The organism is Burkholderia sp. NRF60-BP8 (assembly GCF_001522585.2).
Classification (GTDB): domain Bacteria; phylum Pseudomonadota; class Gammaproteobacteria; order Burkholderiales; family Burkholderiaceae; genus Burkholderia.
In genome coordinates, this window is record NZ_CP013373.1 from 102,542 (window position 1) to 129,204 (window position 26,663).

Annotated in this window: 24 protein-coding genes; all 24 read left to right on the forward strand. The window is 64.8% G+C overall.

All coding sequences use genetic code 11. The features are described from left to right. Window positions 1-10 precede the first annotated feature (10 nt). The 24 genes from WS54_RS13505 to atpD all read left to right on the forward strand — a co-directional run bounded on the left by WS54_RS13505 (window position 11) and on the right by atpD (window position 26,607). Window positions 11-1,699, forward strand: coding sequence for a GMC family oxidoreductase (locus tag WS54_RS13505; protein ID WP_059780428.1), 1,689 nt, complete (start codon window positions 11-13; stop codon window positions 1,697-1,699). 428 nt (window positions 1,700-2,127) lie between these two features. Beyond that, window positions 2,128-2,907, forward strand: coding sequence for an ABC transporter ATP-binding protein (locus WS54_RS13510; RefSeq protein WP_027783147.1), 780 nt, complete (start codon window positions 2,128-2,130; stop codon window positions 2,905-2,907). Further along, window positions 2,904-3,659 (forward strand): ABC transporter ATP-binding protein, encoded by a 756-nt coding sequence (locus tag WS54_RS13515; protein ID WP_034209657.1) that lies wholly within the window; start codon window positions 2,904-2,906, stop codon window positions 3,657-3,659. The genes WS54_RS13510 and WS54_RS13515 overlap by 4 nt, the downstream gene beginning before the upstream one ends. Window positions 3,660-3,736: 77 nt before the next feature. After that, the gene (locus tag WS54_RS13520) at window positions 3,737-4,936 is read left to right on the forward strand and encodes an ABC transporter substrate-binding protein (RefSeq protein WP_034209656.1); all 1,200 of its coding nucleotides are present in this window, start codon (window positions 3,737-3,739) and stop codon (window positions 4,934-4,936) included. A 128-nt stretch (window positions 4,937-5,064) separates the two neighbouring features. Further along, window positions 5,065-5,949 carry a branched-chain amino acid ABC transporter permease gene (locus tag WS54_RS13525; RefSeq protein ID WP_027783150.1) on the forward strand — a complete coding sequence of 295 codons (885 nt, stop codon included), beginning with the start codon at window positions 5,065-5,067 and terminating at the stop codon, window positions 5,947-5,949. Continuing rightward, on the forward strand, window positions 5,949-6,926 hold the full coding sequence (locus tag WS54_RS13530; RefSeq protein ID WP_034209655.1) for a branched-chain amino acid ABC transporter permease: 978 nt from the start codon (window positions 5,949-5,951) through the stop codon (window positions 6,924-6,926). Before WS54_RS13525 ends, WS54_RS13530 begins: the two co-directional genes overlap by 1 nt. Window positions 6,927-7,138: 212 nt before the next feature. Then, window positions 7,139-7,903 carry a hypothetical protein gene (locus WS54_RS33650; RefSeq protein WP_159086675.1) on the forward strand — a complete coding sequence of 255 codons (765 nt, stop codon included), beginning with the start codon at window positions 7,139-7,141 and terminating at the stop codon, window positions 7,901-7,903. Between the two features lie 82 nt (window positions 7,904-7,985). Beyond that, a complete protein-coding gene (locus tag WS54_RS13540; protein ID WP_059780427.1) occupies window positions 7,986-9,143 on the forward strand; it encodes an ABC transporter substrate-binding protein in 1,158 nt (385 codons plus the stop codon). A 201-nt stretch (window positions 9,144-9,344) separates the two neighbouring features. Further along, on the forward strand, window positions 9,345-10,400 hold the full coding sequence (locus WS54_RS13545) for a branched-chain amino acid ABC transporter permease (RefSeq protein WP_059780426.1): 1,056 nt from the start codon (window positions 9,345-9,347) through the stop codon (window positions 10,398-10,400). 4 nt (window positions 10,401-10,404) lie between these two features. Then, on the forward strand, window positions 10,405-12,189 hold the full coding sequence (locus WS54_RS13550; protein ID WP_059780425.1) for a branched-chain amino acid ABC transporter ATP-binding protein/permease: 1,785 nt from the start codon (window positions 10,405-10,407) through the stop codon (window positions 12,187-12,189). Next, window positions 12,189-12,944 (forward strand): ABC transporter ATP-binding protein, encoded by a 756-nt coding sequence (locus WS54_RS13555; RefSeq protein ID WP_059780424.1) that lies wholly within the window; start codon window positions 12,189-12,191, stop codon window positions 12,942-12,944. Before WS54_RS13550 ends, WS54_RS13555 begins: the two co-directional genes overlap by 1 nt. A gap of 535 nt (window positions 12,945-13,479) precedes the next feature. Then, window positions 13,480-15,450 (forward strand): tRNA uridine-5-carboxymethylaminomethyl(34) synthesis enzyme MnmG, encoded by a 1,971-nt coding sequence (mnmG, locus tag WS54_RS13560; protein ID WP_059780423.1) that lies wholly within the window; start codon window positions 13,480-13,482, stop codon window positions 15,448-15,450. Next, window positions 15,447-16,133 (forward strand): 16S rRNA (guanine(527)-N(7))-methyltransferase RsmG, encoded by a 687-nt coding sequence (rsmG, locus tag WS54_RS13565; protein ID WP_034209650.1) that lies wholly within the window; start codon window positions 15,447-15,449, stop codon window positions 16,131-16,133. The genes mnmG and rsmG overlap by 4 nt, the downstream gene beginning before the upstream one ends. 51 nt (window positions 16,134-16,184) lie before the next feature. After that, the gene (locus tag WS54_RS13570; protein WP_011546804.1) at window positions 16,185-16,964 is read left to right on the forward strand and encodes a ParA family protein; all 780 of its coding nucleotides are present in this window, start codon (window positions 16,185-16,187) and stop codon (window positions 16,962-16,964) included. Between the two features lie 31 nt (window positions 16,965-16,995). Then, window positions 16,996-17,889 carry a ParB/RepB/Spo0J family partition protein gene (locus WS54_RS13575; RefSeq protein WP_059780477.1) on the forward strand — a complete coding sequence of 298 codons (894 nt, stop codon included), beginning with the start codon at window positions 16,996-16,998 and terminating at the stop codon, window positions 17,887-17,889. A gap of 10 nt (window positions 17,890-17,899) precedes the next feature. Beyond that, complete coding sequence (locus WS54_RS13580) at window positions 17,900-19,030, forward strand: SLC13 family permease (RefSeq protein ID WP_059780422.1); 1,131 nt, start codon at window positions 17,900-17,902, stop codon at window positions 19,028-19,030. A 566-nt stretch (window positions 19,031-19,596) separates the two neighbouring features. Next, window positions 19,597-20,118, forward strand: a complete 522-nt coding sequence (locus tag WS54_RS13590; RefSeq protein WP_059780421.1) for an ATP synthase subunit I — start codon at window positions 19,597-19,599, stop codon at window positions 20,116-20,118. A 109-nt stretch (window positions 20,119-20,227) separates the two neighbouring features. Then, window positions 20,228-21,079, forward strand: coding sequence for a F0F1 ATP synthase subunit A (atpB, locus tag WS54_RS13595; RefSeq protein WP_034209647.1), 852 nt, complete (start codon window positions 20,228-20,230; stop codon window positions 21,077-21,079). A gap of 75 nt (window positions 21,080-21,154) precedes the next feature. Beyond that, window positions 21,155-21,424, forward strand: a complete 270-nt coding sequence (atpE, locus tag WS54_RS13600) for a F0F1 ATP synthase subunit C (protein WP_006482730.1) — start codon at window positions 21,155-21,157, stop codon at window positions 21,422-21,424. A 129-nt stretch (window positions 21,425-21,553) separates the two neighbouring features. Next, window positions 21,554-22,024 carry a F0F1 ATP synthase subunit B gene (locus tag WS54_RS13605; protein WP_006477283.1) on the forward strand — a complete coding sequence of 157 codons (471 nt, stop codon included), beginning with the start codon at window positions 21,554-21,556 and terminating at the stop codon, window positions 22,022-22,024. A gap of 2 nt (window positions 22,025-22,026) precedes the next feature. Continuing rightward, window positions 22,027-22,566, forward strand: a complete 540-nt coding sequence (locus WS54_RS13610; protein WP_034188172.1) for a F0F1 ATP synthase subunit delta — start codon at window positions 22,027-22,029, stop codon at window positions 22,564-22,566. A 44-nt stretch (window positions 22,567-22,610) separates the two neighbouring features. Then, on the forward strand, window positions 22,611-24,152 hold the full coding sequence (gene atpA / locus WS54_RS13615; RefSeq protein WP_034209646.1) for a F0F1 ATP synthase subunit alpha: 1,542 nt from the start codon (window positions 22,611-22,613) through the stop codon (window positions 24,150-24,152). A 118-nt stretch (window positions 24,153-24,270) separates the two neighbouring features. Next, window positions 24,271-25,146 (forward strand): F0F1 ATP synthase subunit gamma, encoded by an 876-nt coding sequence (gene atpG / locus WS54_RS13620; protein WP_034209645.1) that lies wholly within the window; start codon window positions 24,271-24,273, stop codon window positions 25,144-25,146. Window positions 25,147-25,212: 66 nt separating this feature from the next. Beyond that, window positions 25,213-26,607, forward strand: a complete 1,395-nt coding sequence (atpD, locus tag WS54_RS13625; protein ID WP_011882816.1) for a F0F1 ATP synthase subunit beta — start codon at window positions 25,213-25,215, stop codon at window positions 26,605-26,607. Window positions 26,608-26,663: the final 56 nt, after the last annotated feature.

Genomic DNA, 26,663 nt, shown 5'->3' on the forward strand with positions numbered 1-26,663 from the left:
GAGACAAGCAGTGACTACTACTCAACGCACGCTCGAAGGCGAATTCGACTACGTGATCGTCGGCGCGGGCACCGCAGGCTGCGTGCTCGCGAACCGCCTGACCGAGGATCCCGATATCAGCGTGCTGCTCATCGAAGCGGGCGGCAAGGACGACTATCACTGGATTCATATCCCGGTCGGCTATCTGTACTGCATCGGCAACCCGCGCACCGACTGGCTGTACAAGACGCAACCCGAAGCGGCGCTCAACGGCCGCGCACTGTCGTATCCGCGCGGCCGCGTGCTCGGCGGCTGCTCGTCGATCAACGGGATGATCTACATGCGCGGCCAGCGCGAGGACTACGACAACTGGGCACAGGAAACCGGCGACGCCGGCTGGTCGTGGGACAGCGTGCTGCCGATCTTCAAGCGCAGCGAAGATCACCATGCGGGCGCGAGCGACGCGCACGGCGCGGGCGGCTACTGGCGCGTCGAGAAGCAGCGGCTGCGCTGGGAGATCCTCGAATCGTTCGCGCAGGCCGCGCAGCAGACGGGCATCCCCGCCACCGACGATTTCAACCGCGGCGACAATGCCGGGGTCGGTTACTTCGAAGTGAACCAGAAGCGCGGCGTGCGCTGGAATACGTCGAAGGCGTTCCTGCGGCCCGCGATGGCGCGCCCGAACCTGACCGTGATCACCGGCGCGCACGCGCAGCGCGTGATCTTCGACGGGCGGCGCGCGGTCGGCGTCGAGTACCGCGGCGGCGGCGCCGATTACGTCGCGCGGGCGCGGGCGGAAGTGCTGCTGACGTCGGGCGCGGTGAATTCGCCGCAACTGCTCGAACTGTCGGGCATCGGCGATGGCCGGCGGCTGCAGGCGCTCGGCATCGACGTCGTGCAGGATCTGCCGGGCGTCGGCGAAAACCTGCAGGACCACCTGCAATTGCGGATGGCGTTTCGCGTCGACGGCGTGCGCACGCTCAACACGCTGTCCGCGCACTGGTGGGGCAAGCTGATGATCGGCGCCGAATATGCGCTGCTGCAGCGCGGGCCGATGTCGATGGCGCCGTCGCAACTGGGCGCATTCGCGAAATCGGACCCGGACGATCCCGCACTCACGCGCCCCGATCTCCAGTACCACGTGCAGCCGCTGTCGCTCGAACGCTTCGGCGAGCCGCTGCACGGCTTCAACGCCTTCACGGCGTCGGTCTGCCATTTGCGGCCGACGTCGCGCGGCAGCGTGCACGTCACGAGCGCCGATCCGGGCAGCGCACCGGCGATCGCGCCGAACTATCTGTCGACCGATCATGATCGGCACGTCGCCGCGAACGCGCTGCGCCTCACGCGCCGGATCGCGTCCGCGCCGGCGCTCGCGCGCTATCGTCCCGAGGAAGTCCTGCCGGGCCCGCAGTACCGGACCGAGGCCGAACTGATCGAGGCGGCCGGCGCCGTCGGCACGACGATCTTCCACCCGGTCGGTACCTGCCGGATGGGGCGCGCCGACGACGAGCGCGCGGTAGTCGACAGCCGGCTGCGGGTGCGCGGCATCGCCGGGTTGCGGATCGTCGATGCGTCGGTGATGCCGTTCATCACGTCGGGCAACACCAATTCGCCGACGCTGATGATCGCCGAGCGCGCGAGCGACATGATTCGTGCCGACCGCCGTGCGGCGCGCGAAACGACGCCGGTGCGCACCGAGGCCGCGGTGACGGCAGCATGACGGCCCGCTGACACGCGTGTCGGCAGGCCGTCATGCGACTGCCCGCTGATTCGATATGCGAAACAAGCTGCCGTCGCTTTCGAACGGCAAGATCCGTGCAAGCCGCGCCGTCGCGCGGCTTTTTTTTGGCACGTACGTACCACGTCCTGCAACCGGTCAACGCGTGATGATGCACGTATCAAAAAAACGCGGTGAAAACCGTGCGCAGCCGCGTCCGACAAGGCGGCCATCCCTATAAGTGCAAATCCCGATGATTGCACTGCACCAACGGCGCGACAATGTTGCGCAATGTGCATACGCGTCGGCGCGGGAGACCACCCTCGAGGCGTACCACGGCGCCCGGGGGCAGCCCGCTGATCCGCTGACCCGTTCGCGGCCGCTTGCGCCAGGCTTCCCGGTGCTTCGCCTGACTTCGTACGGAAGGGAACATGATTCTCGGCGACACGATTCTGGAAACACGCGGACTGACGAAGGAATTCAGGGGCTTCACCGCCGTGAACGGCGTCAACCTGCGTGTGCGGCGCGGTGCGATCCACGCATTGATCGGGCCGAACGGCGCGGGCAAGACCACCTGTTTCAACCTCCTCACCAAATTTCTGACGCCGACGGCCGGCCAGATCGTCTTCAACGGCATCGACATCACCGACGAGCGGCCCGCGCAGGTCGCGCGGCGCGGCATCATCCGCTCGTTCCAGATCTCGGCCGTGTTCCCGCACCTGAGCGCGCTGCAGAACGTGCGCATCGGCCTGCAGCGGGCACTCGGCACCGAATTCCATTTCTGGCGCAGCGAACGCACGCTGAAGCGGCTCGACGATCGCGCGATGGATCTGCTCACGCAGGTCGGCCTCACCGATTTCGCGCACGTGCCGACCGTCGAGCTCGCCTACGGCCGCAAGCGCGCGCTCGAGATCGCGACGACGCTCGCGATGGAGCCCGAACTGATGCTGCTCGACGAGCCCACGCAGGGGATGGGCCACGAGGACGTCGACCGCGTGACCGCGCTGATCAAGAAGGTCGCGAGCGGCCGCACGATCCTGATGGTGGAACACAACATGAACGTGATCGCGGGGATCTCCGACACGATCACCGTCCTGCAACGCGGCGAGGTGCTGGCCGAAGGCTCGTATGCGGAAGTGTCGAAGAATCCGCTCGTCATCGAGGCCTACATGGGCAGCGCCGATGCCGCGCTCGCGGGGGCGCACGCATGAAGCACAGCGAACGGGAGGAACGCGAATTGAGCGGCGTCGAGAGCGGTACGCCTGCGCTGGAGATCACGGGCCTGGAGGCCTGGTACGGGGAATCCCACATCCTGCACGGCGTCGACCTGACCGTGCATCGCGGCGAGGTCGTCACGCTGCTCGGCCGCAACGGCGCGGGCCGCACGACGACGCTGCGCGCGATCATGGGCCTCACGGGCCGTCGCAGCGGGTCGATCAAGGTCGCGGGCCACGAGACGATCGGCCTCGCGACGCACCGCATCGCCCATTACGGCATCGGCTACTGCCCGGAGGAGCGCGGGATCTTCTCGAGCCTGTCGTGCGAGGAGAACCTGATGCTGCCGCCGCTGATCGGGCCGCACGAGCACGCGATGTCGCTCGACGAGATCTACGCGATGTTCCCGAACCTCGCGTCGCGCCGGCAGAGCCAGGGCACGCGGCTGTCGGGCGGCGAGCAGCAGATGCTCGCGGTCGCGCGGATCCTGCGCACCGGCGCGAACCTGCTGCTGCTCGACGAGATCTCCGAAGGCCTGGCGCCGGTGATCGTGCAGGCGCTCGCACGGATGATCGTCGCGTTGAAGGCGCGCGGCTACACGATCGTGATGGTCGAACAGAATTTCCGCTTCGCCGCGCCGCTCGCCGACCGCTTCTACGTGATGGAGCATGGCCGCATCGTCGAGCATTTCCGTGCATCCGAACTGGAAGGCAAGATGCCGATCCTGCACGACCTGCTCGGCGTGTGACGCCGCCCCGTTTCCGTTGCCGCTAGCCGTGGCGGCTCTCGAACAACCACAACGCATCAGAACAACAGGAGACGTCAATGAAAATGAAGACCCTCGCACAGGCCTGTCTCGCGCTCGCGGCCGCCGCGTTCACCGCCGGCGCCGCCCACGCGGCGGATACCGTGAAGATCGGCTTCATCACCGACATGTCGGGGCTTTACGCGGATATCGACGGGCAGGGCGGTCTCGAGGCGATCCGCATGGCGGTCGCGGACTTCGGCGGCAAGGTGCTCGGCAAGCCGATCGAGGTCGTCTACGCCGATCACCAGAACAAGGCCGACATCGCCGCGTCGAAGGCGCGCGAATGGATGGATCGCGGCGGGCTCGACCTGCTGGTCGGCGGCACGAACTCCGCGACCGCGCTGTCGATGAACCAGGTCGCGGCCGAGAAGAAGAAGGTCTACATCAACATCGGCGCGGGCGCCGACACGCTGACCAACGAGCAGTGCACGCCGTACACGGTCCACTACGCGTACGACACGATGGCGCTCGCGAAGGGCACCGGTTCGGCGGTGGTGAAGCAGGGCGGCAAGAGCTGGTTCTTCCTGACGGCCGACTACGCGTTCGGCAAGGCGCTCGAGAAGAACACGTCGGACGTCGTGAAGGCGAACGGCGGCCAGGTGCTCGGCGCGGTGCGTCACCCGCTGTCCGCGTCGGATTTCTCGTCGTTCCTGCTGCAGGCGCAATCGTCGAAGGCGCAGATCCTCGGCCTCGCGAACGCGGGCGGCGACACGATCAACTCGATCAAGGCCGCGAAGGAGTTCGGCATCACGAAGACGATGAAGCTCGCCGCGCTGCTGATGTTCATCGACGACGTGCACAGCCTCGGCCTCGAAACGACGCAGGGCCTCGTGCTGACCGACAGCTGGTACTGGAACCGCGATGCGGCGTCGCGCCAGTGGGCGCAGCGCTACTTCGGCAAGATGAAGAAGATGCCGTCGAGCCTGCAGGCGGCCGACTACTCGTCGGTGACGACGTACCTGAAGGCCGTGCAGGCCGCCGGTACGACCGACTCCGACAAGGTGATGGCCGAGCTGAAGAAGATCAAGATCAGCGACTTCTACGCGAAGGGCTATATCCGCCAGGACGGCAGCATGATCCACGACATGTACCTGATGGAAGTCAAGAAGCCGTCGGAATCGAAGGAGCCGTGGGATTACTACAAGGTGCTCGCGACGATTCCGGGCGAACAGGCGTTCGGCACCAAGCAGGAAACGCGCTGCGCGTTGTGGAAGTAAGCATCGCGTAGCGGCGCGCACGGGCGCGCCGCACGGTGGCGGCTGCGGCGACGTGCCCGCTGCGCCGCCCGCGTGCGCGACGCATGAATGTTGCGCACGCAACGAAACTCATTCTGACGGCTAAGTCGATGGAAATCTTTGGCATTCCGTTGCCGGCGATGCTGAGCCAGTTGCTGCTCGGGCTCGTCAACGGCTCGTTCTACGCGATCCTGAGCCTCGGGCTCGCGGTGATCTTCGGGCTGCTCAACGTGATCAACTTCGCGCACGGCGCGCTGTTCATGCTGGGCGCGATGCTCGCGTGGATGGGCCTGTCGTATTTCGGGCTGCCGTACTGGGCGATGCTCGTGCTGGCGCCGGTGCTCGTGGGCGCGTTCGGGATCGCGATCGAACGCTCGATGCTGCGCTGGCTGTACAAGCTCGATCACCTGTACGGGCTGCTGCTCACGTTCGGCCTCACGCTGGTCGTCGAAGGCGTGTTCCGGTCGATCTACGGGTCGTCCGGCCAGCCGTACGACGTGCCGTCGCAGTTGTCCGGCGCGACCAACCTCGGTTTCATGTTCCTGCCGAACTATCGCGCGTGGGTCGTCGTCGCGTCGCTCGCGGTGTGTCTCGCGACGTGGTTCGTGATCGAGAAGACGCGGCTCGGCGCGTACCTGCGCGCGGGCACCGAGAACCCGAAGCTCGTCGAGGCGTTCGGCGTGAACGTGCCGATGATGATCACGCTCACCTACGGCTTCGGCGTCGCGCTCGCCGCGTTCGCGGGCGTGCTGGCCGCGCCCGTGATCCAGGTGTCGCCGCTGATGGGCCAGCCGATGATCATCACCGTGTTCGCGGTGGTCGTGATCGGCGGGATGGGCTCGATCCTCGGCTCGATCGTCACGGGCCTGCTGCTCGGCGTGATCGAGGGCTTCACGCGCGTGTTCTATCCCGAAGCGTCGGCCACCGTCGTGTTCGTGATCATGGCGATCGTGCTGCTGTTCCGCCCGGCGGGCCTCTTCGGCAAGGAAAAATGATGCAGAGAAAAGTGCTCTACGGCGTGCTGCTCGCCGCACTGCTCGCCGCGCCGTTCATCGGCGCGTATCCGGTGTTCGTGATGAAGGTGCTCGCCTTCGCGCTGTTCGCGGCCGCGTTCAACCTGCTGATCGGCTATACGGGGCTGCTGTCGTTCGGCCATGCGATGTTCCTCGCGACGGCCGGTTATGCGACCGGCTATTCGATGCAGACGCTCGGTTTCACGCCTGAGCTCGGCGTGCTGGCCGGCACCGTCGGCGCGACGCTGCTCGGGCTCGTCGTCGGGCTGTTCGCGATCCGCCGGCAGGGCATCTACTTCGCGATGATCACGCTCGCGTTCGCGCAGATGGTCTACTTCATCTATCTGCAGGCGCCGTTCACGCACGGCGAGGACGGCCTGCAGGGCGTGCCGCGCGGCCGCCTGTTCGGGCTGCTCGACCTGTCGAACGACGTCGCGCTGTACTACGTCGTGCTGGCGGTGGTCGTCGCCGCGTGCGCGTTCATCGTGCGGGTCGTCCATTCGCCGTTCGGCCAGGTGCTCGTCGCCATCAAGGAGAACGAAGCGCGCGCGATCTCGCTCGGCTACGACACCGACCGCTTCAAGCTGCTCGCGTTCATCCTGTCGGCCGCGCTCGCGGGGCTGGCCGGCTCGCTGAAGGTGCTCGTGCTCGGCTTCGAGACGCTGTCGGACGCGTACTGGACGATGTCGGGCCTCGTCGTGCTGATGACGCTCGTCGGCGGGATGGGCACGCTGTTCGGGCCGCTGCTGGGCGCCGCGCTGATCGTGGCGCTGGAAGACCGGCTCGGCGACATCGGCGAATGGCTCGCGTCGACGACGGGCGTCGCGTGGTTCCATTCGCTCGGCGAATCGGCGACGATCGTCACCGGGCTGATCTTCATCGCATGCGTGCTGGCCTTCCGGCGCGGCATCGTCGGCGAGATGGTCGCGCGGATCAAGCCGTTGAGAGCGTCGTCGTGAGCAGGCCGTGCGCGTCGCCGCGCGTTGATGCGAAGCACCATCCGGCACGCCCGGGAAGGGCGTCGCGGCGGGTTCGGGCCGGCGCCGCGCGGCAGACTGGTGCCCCATTTTCGTGCGGCGATGCACCATAGGGGTAAATGCTAAGTTGTCGTGGTGCTTAAGCCTCTTTAAGATTCACCCTAGTTCTGATGCACCGCGAAACGAATTTGCAGGTGGAGAACGAGGAGACAATCGAGGCACAAAGTGCCCGGACCCCAAAGCGCTGTTGGACGGAATCCAACAGCGCTTTTTCATTTGCGTGCACGGATTCCATCGATGGTGCATCGGCCTGCGTGACGGCCGTCTCTCGCGTTTGCATTCGCACCGCGTTTTTTCCGCGCTTCGCCGCGTCCCCCGTTTTCCCTTTCCGCGATCGTCCATGGACGATGCGCAGTCCTGCACAGGCGCTTCGGGCTTACCCGGTTGGCGTGCGCGAAAGGCGTCCGTTACACTCGGCTTTCGCCGACCGTGCGGTCGGGAAAATCGGTCGGCAGTTCTCCTACAAGCACAATGCAGAAGAGGGAGTACGGTTGGATGAGCAGCGCAGCGCGGTGGATCGGGGCAGGAGAGGCGGCGGGCGCCGCTCGTTCGTCATCGGGTGCGCGACGGGTCGTCGCGGCAGTCCCGAGCCGTCCTGCGGCCTGTATGCACGCCCCGGCGATCGTTGTGCTCGCACCCGTATCCGCATCGTCATGAGCCGCCGGCTTTCCGACGTTTCGTCGCGCGCGTACCGGGCCGCATCGGGCCGGTATGGCGGCCGTTTCCGCCATCGTTGCGCACGCACCGATTTTCCGCGCGATCCCCCCTTTATTCGCCTTCTTCATCCTGACGACATTGCTGCTGCGCATCGTGATGGCCGAATGACCGTTTCGGCCGGCATGCGGCGCATGGGCGCGGCGTCACGGGAAAACGAGCATGGGCGCGGGTGGATCGGATAATTAAGATATTAACTGTTTCTGGGGACCGGGAGCCGCCCGAGCGACCCGTGGTTTTTTCGAGCAGCGTTTGGAGACAACGTAAATGAAGATGAATCGATGGATGGAGGCCATGCTTGCCGCGGGCCTCGTGTGTGCGGCGGCGACGGCGTCGGCGCAGGTCAAGATCGGCGTGACGCTGTCGGCGACGGGCCCGGCCGCCTCGCTCGGGATTCCGGAAAAGAACACGATCGCGCTGCTGCCGAAGGAAATCGCGGGCAAGAGCGTGCAGTACATCGTGCTCGACGACGCCTCCGACACGAGCCGCGCGGTGCAGAACGTGCGCAAGCTGATCGACGAGGACCACGTCGACGCGATCATCGGCTCCTCCGTCACGCCGAACTCGCTCGCGATGCTCGATCCCGTGTCGCAGGGCAAGACGCCGGCGATTTCGCTTGCCGCGAGCGCGCAGATCATCGCGCCGATGGACGCGAAGCGCGCGTGGATGTTCAAGGTGCCGCAGAACGATCAGCTGATGGCCGACGCGATCGCCGGCTACATGGCGAAGCACGGCGTGAAGACGGTCGGTTTCATCGGCTTCGCCGATGCGTACGGCGACAGCTGGTACAAGACGTTCGACGCGGCGGCCGTGAAGAACGGGCTGAAGCTGGTGTCGAACGAGCGCTACAACCGGACCGACGCGTCGGTGATGGGGCAGGTGCTGAAGCTGCTGGGCTCGAACCCGGATGCGGTGCTGATCGCGGGCTCGGGCACGCCGGCGGCGCTGCCGGCCAAGACGCTGAAGGAGCGCGGCTACAAGGGTAAGGTGTATCAGACGCACGGCGTCGCGAACAACGATTTCCTGCGCGTGTGCGGCAAGGATTGCGAAGGCGAGATCCTGCCGGCCGGCCCCGTGCTCGTGACCGACCAGTTGCCCGATTCGAATCCGGTGAAGAAGCCGGCGCTCGGCTACAAGGCCGCGTACGAGAAGGCCTACGGCGCGGGCTCGCTGTCGACGTTCGGCGGCCATGCGTGGGATGCGGGCTTGCTGCTGCAGCGGGCGATCCCGGAAGCGCTGAAGAAGGGCCAGCCGGGCACCGAGGCGTTTCGCGAAGCGCTGCGCGCGTCGCTCGAAAGCGTGAAGGACCTGCCCGTCTCGCACGGCGTGATCAACATGACGGCGACCGATCACAACGGCTTCGACACGCGTGCGCGCGTGATGGTGCAGATCGTCGACGGCAAGTGGAAGTTGCAGGCCGAGTAAGCATCACGTGAAACCGGCACAGGCGGCGCGAACGGCGCCGCCTGTGCCGTCGGCGGGGTCGCGCGCCTGACGGCCGCACCCATGCCGCCTGGAATCGCCGGGGCCCGCCGCATGACGCGCGACGTGCCGATCGCTTCGCGCGCGTCCCGAGCGTTTTCCGCCTTTCGTTTCTCCGCAGCATTCTCTCGATACACGAAACGTATGGATCTCTCGATTGCGGCGATCCTCGCGCAAGACGGCATCACGACCGGCGCCATTTATGCATTGTTGTCGCTGGCGCTCGTGCTGGTGTTTTCCGTCACGCGGGTGATCTTCATTCCCCAGGGCGAATTCGTCGCCTATGGTGCGCTGACGCTGGCCGCGTTGCAGGCGCAGAAATTCCCCGCCACCTGCTGGCTGCTGTTCGTGATGGGCATCGCGTGCTTTCTGCTGGAAGTCGGCGGCCTGATCCGCCATCGCGAACGCCGTCACCCGCTCGGCCGCACGCTCGCGACGCTGGCGAGCCGCTACGTGCTGCTGCCGCTCGCGGTGTTTGCGATCACGCGCAGCTTTGCCGCGCAGCCGTTGCCGATGCTCGCGCAGATCGCGCTGACGCTCGCGATCGTCGTGCCGATGGGGCCGTTCGTCTACCGGCTCGTGTACCAGCCAATCGCCGAAGGCACGACGCTGCTGCTGCTGATCGTGTCGGTCGCCGTCCATTTCGCGATGGTCGGCCTCGGCCTCGTGATGTTCGGTGCGGAGGGCTCGCGCACCGCCGGATTCTCGGACGCGTCGCTCGCGATCGGCAGCATGACGGTATCGGTGCAGAGCATCCTGGTCGTCGTCACGGCGCTCGTGCTGATCGGCGCGCTCTATGTGTACTTCGGCCGCACGATCGCCGGCAAGGCGCTGCGCGCGACGTCGGTGAACCGGCTCGGCGCGCGGCTCGTCGGCATCGGCACGACCGAAGCCGGGCGGCTCGCGTTCACGTTCGCGGCAGGGCTCGGCGTGCTGTCGGGGATCCTCGTCGGCCCGTTGACGACGATCTACTACGACTCGGGCTTCCTGATCGGCCTGAAGGGCTTCGTCGGCGCGATCATCGGCGGGCTCGTCAGCTACCCGCTCGCGGCCGCCGGCTCGCTGCTCGTCGGCGTACTCGAATCGTATTCGTCGTTCTGGGCGAGCGCATACAAGGAGGTGATCGTGTTCACGCTGATCATTCCGGTGCTGCTGTGGCGGAGCTTCGCGACGCCGCATGCGGAAGAGGAAGAGGAGTGATGCGATGAAGACGATGGTACGCAACAAGACCTTCTGGCTGTTTCTCGTCGTGCTGTTCGCGCTGCCGGTGCTGCCCGGCGCGCTACAGGTACCCGAGTACTGGATCACGCTGCTGAACTACATCGGCCTGTATGCGATCGTCGCGATCGGGCTCGTGCTGCTGACGGGCGTCGGCGGGATGACGAGCTTCGGGCAGGCCGCGTTCGTCGGCATCGGCGCGTATGCGACCGCGTTCCTGACGACGCGGTACGGCGTGTCGCCGTGGCTCGCGCTGATCGTCGGCGTCGTGCTGACGGCGCTCGTCGCGCTCATGCTCGGCGCCGTGACGATGCGGCTGTCCGGGCACTTCCTGCCGCTCGGTACGATCGCGTGGGGCCTCGCGCTGTTCTATCTGTTCGGCAACCTTGAACTGCTCGGCAAGTACGACGGGATCAACGGGATTCCGGCGCTGAACCTGTTCGGCATCCGGCTGGAAAGCGGCCGCAGCCTGTATTTCCTGATCTGGGCCGTGGTGCTGACCGCGATCGTGTCGGTGCAGAACCTGCTCAACAGCCGGCCCGGCCGCGCGATCCGCGCGCTGCGCGGCGGCGGCGTGATGGCCGAGGCGATGGGCGTGAACACCGCGTGGATGCGCGTGGTGATCTTCGTCTACGCGGCCGTGCTCGCGGCGGTATCGGGCTTCCTGTACGCGCACCTGCAGCGCGCGGTGAACCCGACACCGTTCGGCCTGAACCACGGGATCGAATTCCTGTTCATGGCGGTGGTGGGCGGCGTGTCGCACGTATGGGGCGCGGTGCTTGGCGCGGCGATCCTCACCGTGCTGCAGGACTACCTGCAGACGCTGCTGCCGAAGCTGCTCGGTTCGGAAGGCAACTTCGAGATCATCGTGTTCGGCGTGCTGATGGTGCTGCTGCTGCAGTACGCGCGCCAGGGCGTATGGCCGTTCGTCGCGAGACTGTTCCCGCGCGGGCCGCGTGCGCATGTGCCGGAGCAGGCCGACCCGCTGCCGCAGCGCGCGAAACCCGTGCCCGGCGAGCCGCTGCTCGTCGTCGACGGCGCGCGCAAGCAGTTCGGCGGGCTCGTGGCCGTCAACGATGTCAGCTTCGACGTGAAAGCGGGGCAGATCGTCGGGCTGATCGGCCCGAACGGCGCGGGCAAGTCGACCACGTTCAACCTCGTGACCGGCGTGCTGAAGCCGACCGGCGGTGCGATCACGTTTCGTGGCGAGCGCATCGACGGGTTGACGTCGCGTCAGGTCGTCCGCCGCGGCATCGGTCGCACGTTCCAGCACGTGAAGCTGTTGCCGGCGATGACGGTGCTCGAGAACGTCGCGATCGGCGCCCATCTGCGCGGCCATACGGGCGTGTGGCGCAGCATCGCGCGGCTCAATGCGCGCGAGGAAGCGCAGTTGCTGGCCGAAGCCGCGCGCCAGATCCGCCGCGTCGGGCTCGAGAAGCACATGTACGACGAAGCGGGCAGCTTGGCACTCGGCCAGCAGCGGATTCTCGAAATCGCACGGGCGCTGTGCTGCGATCCGACGTTGCTGCTGCTCGACGAGCCGGCTGCCGGCCTGCGTTACCAGGAGAAGCAGCAACTCGCCGACCTGCTGCGGCGGCTGAAGGCCGAAGGCATGAGCGTGTTGCTCGTGGAACACGACATGGATTTCGTGATGAACCTCACCGACCGGCTGGTGGTGATGGAGTTCGGTACGCGGATCGCAGAAGGGCTGCCGCAGGATGTGCAGCAGGACCCGGCCGTGCTCGAAGCGTATCTGGGCGGGGTGGAGTGATGACGGACACGACGATGCCGATTCTCGAAGTACGCGGCCTGGCAGTGCGGTACGGGAAGGTGGAGGCGCTGCACGGTGCTGCCATCAAGGTCGGAGCGGGGCAGATCGTCAGCGTGATCGGCCCGAACGGGGCCGGTAAATCGACGCTGCTGAACGCGATCATGGGCGCGCTGCCGATAATGGGGCACGCGTCGGGCGCGGTCGTGTATCGCGGCAACGATGTCGGTGCGCTGCCGGTCGAGCAGCGCGTCGCGCGCGGAATGTGTCTCGTACCGGAGAAGCGCGAGCTGTTCAGCACGATGACGGTCGAGGACAACCTCGTATTGGGCGCCTATCGGCGCAAGCAGGCGGGGGAAGCGAACTTCCTCGATCAACTCGATCACGTGTTCGCGCTGTTTCCGCGGCTGAAGGAACGCCGCAGGCAGGCGGCCGGTACGCTGTCGGGCGGCGAGCGGCAAATGTTGGCGGTCGGGCGTGCGCTGATGGGCAAGCCCGACCTGCTGATGCTCGACGAGCCGAGCCTGGGGCTGGCGCCGCTGATCGTGAAGGAGATCTTTCATATCATCAGCGCGTTGCGCGGCACCGGCGTGGCGACGCTGCTCATCGAGCAGAATGCACGGGCGGCGCTGCAAATTTCCGACTACGGCTATGTGCTGGAGACGGGCGAGTTTGCGCTGGAAGGGCCTGCGGCCGAACTCGCCCGGAATCCGCGGGTGATCGAGACATATCTCGGCCTGGCGAAAAAGACGGCTTGATTATTTGAGGTGGTGGGGGGAACGAGCGGCGTGTTTCACGTGAAACACGCCGTTTTTGTTTGGCGAGATCGCAAGGTGTCGAAGTATCGCCGGTTCGGGACCGGGGATAAGTCGCGCAGGAATAGTCGGAGGCGCTGTGCGACGCCGCACAGGCTTGTTCCACAGGTCGCCGATGCGTTGGGCTTCAGTGGACAAGTCTCCGGACAACCATCGGAAACGCTGTGTGGAGGAGGGCACAGGGCGTCGCGGCCGGTGGATTGCGGGGGGGCACAGACATCGGTCGGGTCAGCGGTTCCGCGCATGCTGGCGTGGTGATTAACCGGGTTTGGCACAGGCACGATGACGTGCGTTTAACCGGTTGGGAGCACCGCCGAAGCCGCCCGGCACGCCAAATTCGCCCGCCCACAGCAAAAAATCGCCGAAATGCACAGACCCTACCATTCGGACGGCCTTCGGGCGAAAAGCGAACCCGCTATAATTCGGCCCATACATTTCTCAGATAGGTTCGTGCGCTGCTCTGCGTACGGAATCCACCATGCTTTTTCCCACAGAATTTGACGTCATCGTCGTCGGTGGCGGTCATGCCGGCACGGAAGCCGCGCTGGCGTCCGCCCGTATGGGCGCAAAGACACTGCTGCTGACCCACAACATCGAAACGCTTGGGCAGATGAGCTGCAATCCGTCGATCGGCGGCATTGGCAAGGGCCATCTGGTCAAGGAAGTCGACGCGTTGGGCGGCGCAATGGCCGCCGCGACGGATGAAAGCGGTATTCAGTTCCGGATCCTCAATTCGTCGAAGGGCCCGGCCGTGCGCGCGACACGTGCGCAGGCCGATCGTATCCTGTACAAGGCCGCGATCCGTCACCGGCTCGAAAATCAGCCGAACCTGTGGCTGTTCCAGCAGGCCGTCGACGACCTGATGGTCGAAGGCGACCGCGTGGTGGGCGCCGTCACGCAGATCGGCATCCGCTTCCGCGCTCGCGCAGTCGTGCTGACGGCCGGTACGTTCCTCGACGGCAAGATTCACGTCGGCCTGAACAACTACACGGGCGGCCGCGCGGGCGATCCGGCGGCCGTGTCGCTGTCGTCGCGCCTGAAGGAGCTGAAGCTGCCGCAGGGCCGGCTGAAGACCGGTACGCCGCCGCGTATCGACGGTCGCACGATCGACTTTTCGAAGCTCGACGAGCAGCCGGGCGACCTCGATCCGATCCCCGTATTCTCGTTCCTGGGCCGCGCGGAGCAGCATCCGCAACAGCTGCCGTGCTGGGTGACGCATACGAACGAACGCACGCACGACATCATTCGCGGCGGTCTCGATCGTTCGCCCATGTATACAGGCGTGATCGAAGGGGTCGGGCCGCGCTATTGCCCGTCGATCGAGGACAAGATCCACCGGTTCGCGTCGAAGGAATCGCACCAGATCTTTCTCGAGCCGGAAGGGCTGACGACCAACGAGTTCTACCCCAACGGGATCTCGACCAGCCTGCCGTTCGACGTCCAGCTCGAGCTCGTGCATTCGATGCGCGGCCTCGAGAACGCGCATATCCTGCGCCCCGGTTACGCGATCGAATACGACTATTTCGACCCGCGCGCGCTGAAGGCGTCACTCGAGACGAAGGCGATCAATGGGCTATTCTTTGCGGGCCAGATCAACGGTACGACCGGCTACGAGGAAGCGGCAGCACAGGGGCTGCTGGCCGGCCTCAATGCGGGCCGCTACGTGCAGGAAAAGGACGCGTGGTGCCCGCGTCGCGATCAAGCCTATCTGGGCGTGCTGGTGGACGATCTCGTCACGCGCGGCGTGGCCGAGCCGTACCGGATGTTCACGAGCCGGGCCGAGTATCGTCTGAGCCTGCGCGAAGACAACGCCGACATGCGCCTGACCGAGATCGGCCGCGAGCTTGGACTGGTCGACGACGCCCGCTGGGATGCCTTCAGCCGGAAGCGCGACGCTGTTTCACGTGAAACCGAACGCCTGAAGTCGACGTGGGTGACGCCGAAGACGCTGCCCGCGGAAGAGGCGACCGCGCTGCTCGGCAAGGCGATCGATCACGAATACAGCCTCGCCGAGCTGCTGCGCCGCCCGGGCGTTGGCTACGACGGCGTGTGCGGGCTGAAGGGCGGCGAGTGCGGCCCTGCGGAGCCGTTGACCGACGATCCGGTGCTGCTCGAGCAGATCAAGGAGCAGGTCGAAATCGGTATCAAGTATCAGGGCTATATCGAGCGCCAGGCATCCGAGATCGAGCGCAACGACGCGAACGAGAACACGCGCCTGCCGGACGGTATCGATTACCGCGACGTTCGAGGCCTGTCGTTCGAGGTAAGCCAGAAGCTCAACGAGTTCCGTCCGGAAACGATCGGGCAGGCGTCGCGCATTTCCGGCGTCACGCCGGCGGCAATCTCGCTGCTGATGGTGCATCTGAAGCGTCGCGGCCTGGGCCGCCGTAACGGCACGGTCGCGGAAGCCGCGGAGCAGGGGGGCGGCAGCGTCCCGACGCAACAATGACGGCGCGTCGCGCGCCGGCGGTGAATCGGGACGTACTGGAACAGATGCTCGTCGAAGGCACGGCGGCACTCGACCTGACGCTGACGGATGCACAACGCAACCAGCTGCTCGACTATGTCGCGCTGCTCGGCAAGTGGAACGCGGTCTACAACCTGACCGCGATCCGCGACCCGAAGCAGATGCTGATTCAGCACATCCTCGATTCGCTTTCCATCGTCCCGCATCTGCGCGGCCGGACGTCGGCACGCGTACTCGACGTCGGCTCGGGCGGCGGGCTGCCCGGTATCGTGCTGGCGATCGTCGAGCCGGGCTGGCAGGTCACGCTGAACGATATCGTGCAGAAGAAGTCTGCCTTCCAGACGCAGATGCGCGCGGAGCTGAAGCTCGCGAACCTGTCGGTCGTCACCGGGCGGGTCGAATCGCTGCAGCCGGGTGTCGAAGTGCCGGAAAAATTCGACATGATCGTATCCCGCGCCTTCGCGGACCTGTCCGACTTCGTTAAACTTGCTCGACATCTGGTCGCGCCGGGCGGGTCGATCTGGGCGATGAAGGGCGTTCACCCGGATGACGAGATTGCGCGGTTGCCGGAAGGCAGCCGCGTGAAGCAGACGATCCGGCTGGCGGTGCCGATGCTCGATGCAGAGCGGCATCTGTTCGAAGTGGCCGTCGACGAGGCGAATTGAAGGCGCGCGGTAGCGCGCCGTTTGTTTGAAGGTAAAGGGAACACACCAACGATGGCAAAGATCTTCTGCGTTGCGAACCAGAAGGGGGGCGTCGGCAAGACGACGACATCGGTCAATCTCGCCGCAAGCCTTGCAGCGCAGGAGCAACGAGTCCTGTTGATCGATCTCGACCCGCAGGGCAACGCGACGATGGGCAGCGGGATCGACAAGGCCGCCTGCGAAGCGACCGTGTACGAAGTGCTGGTCGACGGCGTGTCGGTGGCCGACGCACGTGTGCGTCCGGAGGGCGTCACTTACGACGTGCTTCCCGCGAACCGCGAGCTGTCCGGCGCCGAGATCGAGCTGATCAGCATCGACAACCGCGAGCGCCGCCTGAAGGCCGCGCTCGAGCGCGTGGCCGACGACTACGATTTCGTGCTGATCGATTGCCCGCCGACGCTGTCGCTGCTGACGCTGAACGGGCTGTGCGCGGCGCATGGCGTCGTGATCCCGATGCAGTGCGAGTACTTCGCACTGGAAGGGCTGTCGGACCTCGTCAACACGATCAAGCAGGTTCACGCGAACATGAACCGCGACCTGAAGATCATCGGCTTGCTGCGCGTGATGTTCGATCCGCGCATCACACTGCAGCAGCAAGTCTCCGATCAACTGAAGGCGCACTTCGGCGACAAGGTGTTCGACGCGGTGATTCCGCGCAACGTGCGCCTGGCCGAAGCGCCGAGCTACGGGTTGCCGGGCGTCGTGTTCGACCGCAGTTCGCGCGGCGCGCAGGCGTATATCCAGTTCGGTGCCGAGATGATCGAGCGCGTGCGCGCGTTCGAGGTGTCGTGATCCGGACATGAGCGAAGCGAGGAAGAAAGACATGAACGCGGTACCAAAGAAGAAGGGCTTGGGACGTGGCCTCGAAGCGCTGCTCGGCGGCAGTGCCGATATCACCGAAGCGGTGAAGATCGAAGGGGCGCCGAACACGCTCGCGCTCGGCAAGCTGCAAGCCGGCAAGTACCAGCCGCGCACGCGGATGGACGAGGGCAGCCTGCAGGAGCTCGCGGCAAGCATTCGCGCGCAGGGCGTGATGCAGCCGATCCTGGTACGGCCTATTTCGTCAGACAAATACGAGATCATCGCGGGCGAGCGGCGTTTCCGTGCCGCACGTCTGGCCGGCCTCGAGGAAGTGCCGGTGCTCGTGAAGGACGTATCCGATCAGGCTGCCGCCGCGATGGCGCTGATCGAGAACATCCAGCGCGAGGACCTGAATCCGCTTGAAGAGGCGCACGGTATTCAGCGCCTGCTCGACGAGTTCGGTTTCACGCACGAACAGGCTGCCGAATCGGTCGGCCGTTCGCGCAGTGCGGTGTCGAACCTGCTGCGCCTGCTGAACCTCGCGTCGCCGGTGCAGACGATGCTGCTGGCCGGCGATCTCGACATGGGACACGCACGCGCACTGCTCGCCGTCGATGCGGCCACGCAGATCACGCTCGCGCATCAGGTGGTCAACAAGCGCATGTCGGTGCGCGAGACCGAGAAGCTCGTCGCGCACACGACGAAGGAAGCGCCGGCCGTGAAGGCGCGTGCGAAGGACGACGGCGGCCGCGATACGCGTCGCCTCGAAGAGGAGTTGTCCGATCTGCTCGCGTCGACGGTGAAGATCAAGCTCGGCCGCCGCGGGCGAGGGCAGGTGCTGATCGACTTCGGCAACCTCGATGCGCTCGAAGGCATTCTCGCGCGACTGCGCGGCAACGTCGCGACCGAAGAGTAACGGGCAATCCATGGAACAGATGGGCACACCGGCGCCGCGCCGGTGGCTCGGCTGGCTTGCGCAGGAACCGGTGCTGTCGGTGCTCGCGCTTGGCCTGATCGTGCTGCAATGGGTGCGTCCGCAACCATTTTCGGTGCTCGCCGAGCGCGTCGACTGGCAGACGGTCGCGACGCTCGCGGGCCTGCTGATGCTGACCAAGGCGCTCGAGCTGTCCGGCTGCCTGATGTGGCTCGCGCACCGCATCGTGCATCACGTGCACTCCGAGCGCGGGCTTGCGATGCTGCTCGTCGGCTTCGCCGCGGTGTTGTCGATGTGGCTCACCAACGACGTCGCGCTGTTCGTCGTCGTGCCGTTGATGGTGTCGCTGCGCGCGCTGACACCGTTGCCGCTCCGGCGGCTCGTGATCGTCGTCGCGCTGGCCGTCAACGCGGGGTCCGTTGCGACACCGCTCGGCAATCCGCAGAATCTTTTCCTGTGGCAATTGAGCGGCGTGTCGTTCGGTCGCTTCGTGGTCACGCTGGGGCCGCTCGCCGTCGCGACGATGGCGCTGCTGCTCGTGCTGACTGCACTGATGTTTCGCGCGAAGCCGCTCGACCTGTCCGGCGACGCTGCCGCCTTTCCCGTACAACGCATGCACGCGCTGATCGCGGCGGTCCTGTTCGCCGCGTTCGTGCTGCTCGCCGATGCGCACCGTCCGCTGCCGGGCCTCGTCGGCGTCGCGATCGTGCTGCTCGCCGTCAAACGCGATGCAGTCCTGAAGATCGACTGGCTGCTGCTGTTGATCTTCGTGCTGATGTTCGTCGTGTTGCGCAGTGCGGCTGCGCTGCCTGTCGTGCACGGCGCGATTGCGCACGCGCAGCTCGATTCGCCGCTGCGCGTCTATGCCGCCGGCGCCGTGCTGTCACAGGCGATCAGCAACGTGCCGGCCGCGATCCTGCTGTCGGAATTCACGCACGACTGGCGCGCGCTTGCATTCGGCGTATCGGTCGGCGGCTTCGGTTTCGCGATCGGCTCGCTCGCGAACCTGATCGCGGTACGTCTCGCGAAGGAGCCGCGCATGTGGCTGCCGTTCCACCTCGTTTCGATTCCGTTCGCGCTGGCGAGCGCGGCGCTCGGCGCGTGGCTGCTCATGCACGGTTGAGCGAGGCCGGTGGGTGCGGCACAGGCGTATCGTTCGGGCAGTGGCGGGGCGCACAGCGTTCGAGGTGATCGACGGCTGTTGATAAGTGCTGCAATCTACAATCGAACCTCTGTGGCGGCGCGACAACTGATTGGATGAATCGATGCGCGAACAACCGGTCGAATTTCGCGCGTCGCGTGCGGCGGTTCGGTCACGATGTCGTGCTCCTTCCGCAGCGTCGCACCGAGCCGTTCCCGACGGCTGCATTGCAGCGAATTCGCGGCAGCGATCGCACCGCTTCCTCCCGGTCCGCATCGGCATCGTTTCCCGCGATTTCCCCTCGTCGCCGGACTTTTTCGCGCAAGAAATACCGGTGCAAAAAATTGACCTTACAACTGTCATCGTACGTCGTCGAATCGGGCGTTTTTTCACATCATGAGGCGTCGTTTTATGCAGGTTTTTGTCGCGTCTAAAGCCTTGAATCACTTGCAACTATCGCTTACAATCGCCCGGATTTGTTAGCTAGGCACCCCTGAAAGCTTTCAGAAAGCTTGGGGTCGGGTTCAAGGATTCTGCGGAAGATTGCGATGGCGGGTCAGGCGCCGGACGACAGGCACGATGATCAGCGCACGCAACGCACCGCTTCGGCGGCCGGCGAGCGGCGTGAATCCGACGACTGGGATGTCGAGCAGCAAGATAACAACATCGTTCCGCTGACGCGGGCAGAGGCCGAAAGGCTGTTCGGCCCGAACGTGAGCAAGCCCTCGCGCGTGACCCCCTACAAGGTGGTGCTCGCGCAAGTGGTCCTGTCCCTGGTTGCAACGCTGGCGTGGTGGCTGTTTTCGAAGTCGCCGGGCGCCGCTGCGCAATCCGCGTTTCTGGGCGGAGCGATCGGCTGGGTGCCAAGTGCGGTATTCGTGGCGCGACTGAAGGCCGGTGGCTCGGCCACCGTGATGAGCTGGGTGATGGGCGAAGCCCTGAAACTGGCTCTGACGATCGGAATGTTCACCGCAGTGGCGTTCGGCTGGGCCGGCGTGCACTGGGTGCCGTTCCTCGTCACGTACCTCGTCGTGCTGAAGACGTACTGGATCGCGCTGGCCTGGCGGTAAGGAACAAGCAGCGTGCGGTTTCGACAACGAACCGCACCGGCTCGTTCCCGCAATAGCGTGTTGCGGAACGGGCAAAACGATTTTCGACAATTTGGGTGGCATTAACGATATGGCAGCTAGCGAAGGCACGCGCGGTCCGGATCCGTCCGAGTACATTGCGCACCACTTGCAGAATTTCTCCACCTCGCATCAGACGTCGATTTTCGACATCCACGTCTGGAATCTCGACACGCTGTTCTGGTCGATCGTTTGCGGCATCGTGACGATCATCCTGCTGCGTCTGGCCGCCCGCAAGGCGACGTCGGGCGTGCCGGGCCGTTTCCAGTGCGCGATCGAGATGCTCGTCGAAATGGTCGAAGACCAGTCGAAGGCCATCGTCCACGGCAATCGTACCTTCATCGCGCCGCTCGCCCTCACGGTGTTCGTGTGGGTTGCGCTGATGAACTCCCTCGACTTCCTCCCGGTCGACCTGCCGGGCCGCGTGATCGGCCTGCTCGGTCTGTCGGACGTGATTTCCCACCATCGCATCGTCCCGACGGCCGACCTGAACGGCACGCTCGGCATCGCGCTCGGCGTGTTCGTCCTGATGATCTACTACAGCATCAAGATCAAGGGCGCGGGCGGCTTTGCGCATGAGCTGCTGTCGGCCCCGTTCGGCGGCCACCCGCTGCTGTGGATCCCGAACCTCGCGCTCAACATCGTCGAATACGTTGCAAAGACCGTTTCGCTCGGCATGCGGCTGTTCGGCAACATGTACGCGGGTGAGCTGTTGTTCCTGTTGATCGCCCTGCTCGGCAGCATGTGGAGCTTCGGTGGCGACGCAACGTTCCTCGGCTTCGTTGGTCATGTGATCGCGGGTAGCGTCTGGGCAATCTTCCACATTCTGATTGTTCTGTTGCAGGCATTCATTTTCATGATGCTGACGCTGGTGTATCTCGGCCAGGCGCACGACAAGCACTAAGCGCGGCGTGCAAGAAAGAGTCTTCGTTTTAGTTTTTTAAATCTCAGTTCCAAGTCTTTTCACAAAGGAGTGATCATGCAAGCTTACATCGCCAACATCCAGGGTCTGACCGCCATCGGTATCGGCATCATCATCGGCCTGGGTGCAATCGGCGCCTGTATCGGTATCGCGCTGATGGGTGGCAAGTACATCGAAGCCTGCGCACGTCAGCCGGAACTCATCAACCCGCTGCAAACGAAGATGTTCCTGCTGGCTGGTCTGATCGACGCTGCATTCCTGATCGGCGTTGGTGTCGCAATGCTGTTCGCGTTCGCGAACCCGCTCCTGTCGAAGCTCGCAGGCTAAGGTTCCTCGGAAATATGCGTCCGGCGTGAGCCGGCGCAGGGCGGAACGGAGACTTGGGGCGCTGATCGAATGCAACTCGATGAGCGCCTTACCGTTTCATTTTTCCGGAATAGCAGATAAGGAAACACCGTGAATCTCAACGCAACTCTGTTTGCGCAAATGGTCGTGTTCCTGGTCCTCGCGTGGTTCACGATGAAATTCGTGTGGCCGCCGTTGATCAACGCCCTCGACGAACGTTCGAAGAAGATCGCCGACGGCCTCGCCGCCGCCGAGAAGGGCAAGGCGGAACTCGACGCAGCGCACAAGCGCGTGGACCAGGAACTCGCGCAGGCCCGCAACGACGGCCAGCAGCGCATCGCCGACGCCGAAAAGCGTGCACAGGCGGTCGCCGAGGAAATCAAGGCCAACGCCCAGGCTGAAGCCGCCCGCATCGTCGCCCAGGCGAAGGCGGAAGCAGAACAGCAAATCGTGAAGGCGCGCGAAGCGCTGCGTGGCGAAGTCGCCGCGCTGGCCGTGAAGGGCGCCGAGCAGATCCTGAAGCGCGAAGTCGATCAAACGGCCCACGCCCAACTGCTGAATCAACTGAAAGCCGAGCTCTGATCATGGCCGAACTTGCAACCATCGCCCGCCCTTACGCAGAAGCGCTGTTCCGCGTGGCCGAGGGCGGTGACATCGCCGCCTGGTCCACGCTCGTGCAAGAGCTGGCCCAGGTTGCGCGTCTGCCGGAAGTGCTGTCGGTCGCGTCGAGCCCGAAGGTGACGCGCACGCAAGTAGCCGAGTTGCTGCTTGCTGCGGTGAAGTCGCCGCTCGCGGCCGGCGCCGAAGCGAAGAACTTCGTGCAGATGCTGGTCGACAATCATCGCATCGCGCTGCTGCCGGAAATCGCCGAGCAGTTCGAGGCGCTCAAGAACGAACGTGAAGGCGCAGCCGACGCCGAGATCGTGAGCGCGTTCCCGCTGAACGGCGCGGATCTCGACAGTCTCGTCTCGGGCCTCGAACGCAAGTTCAAGCGCAAGCTGAAACCGACGGTCGAAGTCGATTCGTCGCTGATCGGCGGCGTGCGCGTGACGGTCGGCGACGAAGTGCTCGACACCTCGGTTCGCGCGCGCCTCGCATCGATGCAGGCTGCCTTGACCGCCTGAGCGCCACGCCGGCACGCAACAGAATTGACTATCAGGAGCGAATAATGCAACTCAATCCCTCTGAGATCAGCGAGCTGATCAAGAGCCGGATCCAGGGCCTTGAAGCGAGCGCAGACGTTCGCAACCAGGGCACCGTGATCTCCGTGACCGACGGTATCGTGCGTATCCACGGCCTGTCGGACGTGATGCAGGGCGAAATGCTCGAGTTTCCGGGCAACACGTTCGGTCTCGCGCTGAACCTCGAGCGCGACTCGGTCGGCGCGGTGATTCTCGGCGAATACGAACACATTTCGGAAGGCGACATCGTCAAGACGACGGGCCGCATTCTCGAAGTCCCGGTTGGCCCGGAACTCGTCGGCCGCGTGGTCGACGCGCTCGGCAACCCGATCGACGGCAAGGGCCCGGTCAACGCGAAGCTGACCGACGCGATCGAAAAGATCGCCCCGGGCGTGATCTGGCGTAAGTCGGTGTCGCAGCCGGTGCAGACGGGCATCAAGTCGATCGACGCGATGGTGCCGATCGGCCGTGGCCAGCGTGAGCTGATCATCGGCGACCGTCAGTGCGGCAAGACCGCGGTGGCGCTCGACGCGATCATCAACCAGAAGGGCAAGGACCTGATCTGTATCTACGTCGCGATCGGCCAGAAGGCTTCGTCGATCATGAACGTGGTGCGCAAGCTCGAAGAAACGGGCGCGCTCGAATACACGATCGTCGTCGCCGCTTCGGCATCGGATTCGGCTGCGATGCAGTACCTGGCACCGTACGCCGGCTGCACGATGGGCGAATACTTCCGGGACCGCGGCCAAGACGCGCTGATCATCTATGACGACTTGACCAAGCAGGCTTGGGCATACCGTCAGATCTCGCTGCTGTTGCGCCGCCCGCCGGGCCGTGAAGCGTACCCGGGTGACGTGTTCTATCTGCACTCGCGTCTGCTCGAGCGTGCGGCTCGCGTGTCGGAAGAGTACGTCGAGAAGTTCACGAACGGCGAAGTGAAGGGCAAGAGCGGCTCGCTGACGGCACTGCCGGTCATCGAAACGCAAGCCGGCGACGTGACCGCGTTCGTTCCGACGAACGTGATCTCGATTACCGACGGCCAGATCTTCCTGGAAACCGACCTGTTCAACGCAGGCATCCGCCCGGCAATCAACGCCGGCGTGTCGGTGTCGCGCGTCGGTGGCGCCGCTCAGACGAAGGTCGTGAAGAAGCTGTCGGGCGGTATCCGTACCGACCTCGCGCAGTACCGTGAACTCGCGGCATTCGCGCAGTTCGCATCGGATCTCGACGAAGCGACCCGCAAGCAGCTCGAGCGCGGCCGCCGCGTGACGGAACTGCTGAAGCAGCCGCAGTACCAGCCGCTGCAGGTGTGGGAACTGGCCGTGTCGCTGTACGCCGCGAACAACGGCTACCTCGACGATCTCGACGTCAAGCAAGTGCTGCCGTTCGAGAAGGGCCTGCGCGACAACCTGAAGACCAGCCACGCTGACCTCATCAAGCGCATCGAAGACACCAAGGATCTCTCGAAGGACGACGAAGGCGCGCTGCGCGCGGCGATCGAATCCTTCAAGAAGTCCGGTGCCTATTGATCCGCGAGTGACACACTGAGGCCGCGCGGGGGCTGATGCGCCCGCGCCGCTTCGGTGAGCGATGCATGAGCCCCGAGTGAGCGCTGAAGCGCTAACACGGGGCGCAAAGGAGCAAGCTATGGCTGGAATGAAGGAAATTCGCGGCAAGATCAAGAGCGTGCAGAACACGCGCAAGATCACGAAGGCGATGGAGATGGTGGCTGCATCGAAGATGCGTCGCGCGCAGGAACGCATGCGCGCCGCTCGTCCGTATGCGGACAAGGTCCGTGCCATCGCCGCGCACATGAGCCGTGCGAACCCGGAGTACCGCCACCCGTTCATGGTGGCGAACGACGGCGCGCAGACGGCCGGCATCATCCTCGTCACGACCGACAAGGGGCTGTGCGGCGGTCTGAACACCAACGTGCTGCGTGCGACGGTGCAGAAGTTCAAGGAGCTGGAAGAGAAGGGCCAGAAGGTCGAAGCCACCGCGATCGGCGGCAAGGGCCTCGGGTTCCTGAACCGCTTCGGCGCGAAGGTGATGTCGCAGGTCGTGCACCTCGGCGACACCCCGCACCTGGACAAGCTGATCGGCGCCGTGAAGACGCAGCTCGATCTGTACTCGGAAGGCAAGCTGTCGGCGGTTTATATCGCTTACACGCGCTTCGTCAACACGATGAAGCAGGAAGCCGTGATCGAGCAGTTGCTGCCGCTGTCGTCGGAACACTTCGAAGCCGATGACGGTACGCCGGCGACGTCGTGGGACTACATCTACGAGCCGGACGCGCAGGCCGTCGTCGACGAACTGCTCGTGCGTTACGTCGAGGCGCTGGTGTACCAGGCCGTCGCGGAAAACATGGCGTCCGAGCAATCGGCGCGCATGGTCGCGATGAAGGCCGCGTCCGACAACGCGAAGACGGTGATCAGCGAACTGCAGCTCGTCTACAACAAGAGCCGTCAGGCCGCGATCACGAAAGAACTGTCGGAGATCGTCGGCGGCGCAGCCGCTGTTTAAGCGCGCGCCCGGGACGACAACTGCGCCTTTGCGCGAGTAAAGAATCAGGTATTTAAAGGAAAAGCGATGAGTACTGCTGCTTTGGTAGAAGGCAAGATCGTACAGTGCATCGGCGCCGTTATCGACGTGGAATTCCCGCGCGACAGCATGCCGAAGATCTACGACGCGCTCATTCTCGATGGCTCGGAACTGACGCTCGAAGTCCAGCAGCAGCTGGGCGACGGCGTGGTCCGTACCATCTGTCTGGGTGCATCCGACGGCCTGCGCCGCGGCCTGACCGTGAAGAACACGGCGAAGCCGATCTCGGTGCCGGTCGGCAAGCCGACCCTCGGCCGAATCATGGACGTGCTCGGCCGTCCGATCGACGAAGCCGGCCCGATCGAAAGCGAACATACGCGTTCGATCCACCAGAAGGCGCCGGCGTTCGACGAACTGTCGCCGTCGACCGAACTGCTCGAAACGGGTATCAAGGTCATCGACCTGATCTGCCCGTTCGCAAAGGGCGGCAAGGTTGGCCTGTTCGGTGGTGCAGGCGTGGGCAAGACCGTCAACATGATGGAGCTCATCAACAACATCGCGAAGGAGCACGGCGGTTACTCCGTGTTCGCGGGCGTGGGCGAGCGTACCCGTGAAGGGAACGACTTCTACCACGAAATGAAGGACTCGAACGTTCTCGACAAGGTCGCGCTGGTGTACGGCCAGATGAACGAGCCGCCGGGCAACCGTCTGCGCGTCGCGCTGACCGGCCTGACGATGGCCGAGCACTTCCGTGACGAAGGCCTCGACGTGCTGTTCTTCGTCGACAACATCTACCGTTTCACGCTGGCCGGTACCGAAGTGTCGGCACTGCTCGGCCGTATGCCGTCGGCAGTGGGCTATCAGCCGACGCTGGCTGAAGAAATGGGCAAGCTGCAAGAGCGCATCACGTCGACGAAGAAGGGCTCGATCACGTCGGTTCAGGCCGTGTACGTCCCTGCGGACGACTTGACCGACCCGTCGCCGGCGACCACCTTCGGCCACCTGGACGCAACCGTCGTTCTGTCGCGTGACATCGCTTCGCTGGGTATCTACCCGGCGGTCGACCCGCTCGACTCGACGTCGCGCCAGATCGACCCGAACGTGATCGGCGAAGAGCACTACACGATCACCCGTCGCGTTCAGCAGACGCTGCAGCGCTACAAGGAACTGCGCGACATCATCGCGATTCTGGGCATGGACGAACTGTCGCCGGAAGACAAGCTGTCGGTCGCACGTGCGCGTAAGATCCAGCGTTTCCTGTCGCAGCCGTTCCACGTCGCTGAAGTGTTCACGGGCTCGCCGGGCAAGTACGTGCCGCTGAAGGAAACGATCCGCGGCTTCAAGATGATCGTCGACGGCGAGTGCGACCACCTGCCGGAACAGGCGTTCTACATGGTCGGCACGATCGACGAAGCCTTCGAAAAGGCCAAGAAGATCCAGTAAGGGCTTGAGTGAGTCGCAAGCCGGCGTGTGCCGGCCGGAGCAATGAGTCAGCGATG